The 1,768-nt window shown below is 53.1% G+C and carries 1 rRNA gene; it reads right to left on the minus strand.

Going from position 1 to position 1,768, the window contains the following annotated elements:
• Positions 1-14 precede the first annotated feature (14 nt).
• Positions 15-1,556: ribosomal RNA gene (locus tag HEM79_RS22200) — 16S ribosomal RNA — on the minus strand.
• Between the last annotated feature and the right edge of the window lie 212 nt (positions 1,557-1,768).

Consider the following 1,768-nt stretch of genomic DNA (forward strand, 5'->3'; position numbering starts at 1 on the left):
ACGCTTCTTTAAGGTAAGGAGGTGATCCAACCGCAGGTTCCCCTACGGTTACCTTGTTACGACTTCACCCCAGTCATGAATCACAAAGTGGTAAGCGCCCTCCCGAAGGTTAAGCTACCTACTTCTTTTGCAACCCACTCCCATGGTGTGACGGGCGGTGTGTACAAGGCCCGGGAACGTATTCACCGTGGCATTCTGATCCACGATTACTAGCGATTCCGACTTCATGGAGTCGAGTTGCAGACTCCAATCCGGACTACGACGCACTTTATGAGGTCCGCTTGCTCTCGCGAGGTCGCTTCTCTTTGTATGCGCCATTGTAGCACGTGTGTAGCCCTGGTCGTAAGGGCCATGATGACTTGACGTCATCCCCACCTTCCTCCAGTTTATCACTGGCAGTCTCCTTTGAGTTCCCGGCCGGACCGCTGGCAACAAAGGATAAGGGTTGCGCTCGTTGCGGGACTTAACCCAACATTTCACAACACGAGCTGACGACAGCCATGCAGCACCTGTCTCACAGTTCCCGAAGGCACCAATCCATCTCTGGAAAGTTCTGTGGATGTCAAGACCAGGTAAGGTTCTTCGCGTTGCATCGAATTAAACCACATGCTCCACCGCTTGTGCGGGCCCCCGTCAATTCATTTGAGTTTTAACCTTGCGGCCGTACTCCCCAGGCGGTCGACTTAACGCGTTAGCTCCGGAAGCCACGCCTCAAGGGCACAACCTCCAAGTCGACATCGTTTACGGCGTGGACTACCAGGGTATCTAATCCTGTTTGCTCCCCACGCTTTCGCACCTGAGCGTCAGTCTTCGTCCAGGGGGCCGCCTTCGCCACCGGTATTCCTCCAGATCTCTACGCATTTCACCGCTACACCTGGAATTCTACCCCCCTCTACGAGACTCAAGCCTGCCAGTATCAGATGCAGTTCCCAGGTTGAGCCCGGGGATTTCACATCTGACTTAACAGACCGCCTGCGTGCGCTTTACGCCCAGTAATTCCGATTAACGCTTGCACCCTCCGTATTACCGCGGCTGCTGGCACGGAGTTAGCCGGTGCTTCTTCTGCGGGTAACGTCAATGAGCAAAGGTATTAACTTTACTCCCTTCCTCCCCGCTGAAAGTACTTTACAACCCGAAGGCCTTCTTCATACACGCGGCATGGCTGCATCAGGCTTGCGCCCATTGTGCAATATTCCCCACTGCTGCCTCCCGTAGGAGTCTGGACCGTGTCTCAGTTCCAGTGTGGCTGGTCATCCTCTCAGACCAGCTAGGGATCGTCGCCTAGGTGAGCCGTTACCCCACCTACTAGCTAATCCCATCTGGGCACATCCGATGGCAAGAGGCCCGAAGGTCCCCCTCTTTGGTCTTGCGACGTTATGCGGTATTAGCTACCGTTTCCAGTAGTTATCCCCCTCCATCGGGCAGTTTCCCAGACATTACTCACCCGTCCGCCACTCGTCAGCGAAACAGCAAGCTGTTTCCTGTTACCGTTCGACTTGCATGTGTTAGGCCTGCCGCCAGCGTTCAATCTGAGCCATGATCAAACTCTTCAATTTAAAAGTTTGATGCTCAAAGAATTAAACTTCGTAATGAATTACGTGTTCACTCTTGAGACTTGGTATTCATTTATCGTCCGAGGACGTTAAGAATCCGTATCTTCGAGTGCCCACACAGATTGTCTGATAAATTGTTAAAGAGCAGTTGCGACGCGGCTTTCAGCTCACTGTCGCGAGGTGGCGTATATTACGCTTTCCTCTTTCAGAGTCAA

Origin of the sequence: Escherichia sp. 93.0816, assembly GCF_013368855.2 — a bacterium.
Lineage (GTDB): Bacteria > Pseudomonadota > Gammaproteobacteria > Enterobacterales > Enterobacteriaceae > Escherichia > Escherichia ruysiae.